Origin of the sequence: Erwinia sp. JH02, from assembly GCF_013074405.1 — a bacterium.
GTDB lineage: Bacteria > Pseudomonadota > Gammaproteobacteria > Enterobacterales > Enterobacteriaceae > Erwinia > Erwinia rhapontici.
Genome location: NZ_JABANZ010000030.1, coordinates 1 through 1,538, shown reverse-complemented (window position 1 = coordinate 1,538; position 1,538 = coordinate 1). Strand labels below are relative to the sequence as shown.

General features: G+C 48.9%; 2 protein-coding genes and 1 pseudogene. 2 read left to right on the top strand and 1 reads right to left on the bottom strand.

Going from position 1 to position 1,538, the window contains the following annotated elements:
* Positions 1-315 (top strand): annotated as a pseudogene (clpX, locus tag HHI26_RS25295) (ATP-dependent Clp protease ATP-binding subunit ClpX); the annotation flags it as partial.
* Between the two features lie 64 nt (positions 316-379).
* Here clpX and HHI26_RS25290 read toward each other — a convergent pair.
* Positions 380-973 (bottom strand): ATP-dependent Clp protease proteolytic subunit, encoded by a 594-nt coding sequence (locus tag HHI26_RS25290; RefSeq protein WP_133847037.1) that lies wholly within the window; start codon positions 971-973, stop codon positions 380-382.
* Between the two features lie 285 nt (positions 974-1,258).
* Here HHI26_RS25290 and HHI26_RS25285 point away from each other — a divergent pair.
* Positions 1,259-1,538, top strand: a 280-nt coding sequence (locus HHI26_RS25285; RefSeq protein ID WP_277395241.1) for a ClpX C4-type zinc finger protein, incomplete at its 3' end; no start/stop codon positions are given.

Here is a 1,538-nt window from a genome sequence, read left to right as displayed (position 1 = left end):
GCGTTAATTCAGATCCTGCGTGAGCCGAAAAATGCGCTGACCAAGCAGTATCAGGCGCTGTTCAATCTGGAAGGCGTGGAGCTGGAGTTCCGTGAAGATGCGCTGACGGCGATTGCCAAAAAGGCAATGTCACGCAAAACGGGTGCTCGTGGGCTGCGTTCTATCGTGGAAGGCGCACTGCTGAACACCATGTACGACCTGCCGTCGATGGATGACGTGGAGAAAGTCGTGGTGGATGCACCGGTCATCGACGGTGACAGCGAACCTAAGCTTATCTACGGCAAGCCAGAAACTCAGCAGGCATCTGGCGAGTAACCTGATATTATGCAGACAAAAAAAGGCCCGCTGATGCGGGCCTTTTTTTGTTACTGTTGGGCGATTAACCTTTCAGTTCGTCCCACTGGCTGATGACGTGGGTAGTGATACCGTAATCAACGGCTTGCTCAGGACTCATCCAGTAATTACTGTCAGTGTCTTTCTCTACTTTTTCCAGAGGCTGGCCCGTTGCTTTGCTGATCAGCTGGTTAATACGTGCACGTGCACGCAATAGCTCTTTCGCTTCGATCTCAATGTCAGAGACTTTACCGCGCACGCCGCCCAGGGGTTGGTGAATCATAAAGCGAGTATTCGGCAGTGAGTAACGGTCATCTTTGTCAGCTGCAAGGAAAATGGTGATACCGGCGCTGGCCACCCAGCCAGTACCAATGACCAGTACTTTAGGTTTCACAAATTTAATCATGTCGTGGATGGTGTCACCAGCTTCAACATGGCCACCCTGGCTGTTAATGAACAGCTTGATTGGCTCATCGCCCATTTCTTGCAGGATCAGCAACTGTGCGGTCACTTTCTCAGCAAGCGCCTGATTAATCTCACCTGAAATGATAATAGAGCGTGACTGCAGCAGTTTATTGACTGCCAGCGATGAGTTCTTCTCTTCCTGCCCGTTTTCTTCTTTAGTTGGCTCTTGAGGCATGCTTTACACTCCATCGGATAATCATAAGTGACCAGAGTTTAGCATAATCCAATTACCAGCTAAATCAACAGGAATAGTAGGCAGTCTTTGTTATTTAAAACAGTACGTTAAATGACATTTTTACCTGTAAATAAAGTGACTGGCTGTTTTTTGTCCGGAGTGTGTGTGTCCATGATTAAGTCTTGTGAACATGACACGCATCGGACTTTTACTCCCAATTACAGCGGGAAATGGGCTATATTAAGGACTGGTACGCGTAAATTAAGTAAGGCATGAGGTTAACTGATGACAGATAAGCGCAAAGACGGTTCAGGTAAACTGCTGTACTGCTCTTTTTGCGGCAAAAGCCAGCATGAAGTGCGTAAGCTGATTGCCGGCCCGTCAGTCTACATCTGCGATGAATGTGTCGACTTATGTAACGACATCATTCGCGAAGAGATCAAAGAAGTTGTGCCACATCGTGAGCGCAACTCACTGCCCACGCCGCACGAAATCCGCCACCACCTCGATGACTACGTTATCGGCCAGGAGCGGGCGAAGAAGGTGCTGGCAGTGGCGGTGTATA

Excerpts from the sequence above, each read along its gene's own strand:
- HHI26_RS25290 (WP_133847037.1), bottom strand. The coding sequence starts at position 973 with ATGCCTCAAGAGCCAACTAAAGAAGAAAACGGGCAGGAAGAGAAGAAC.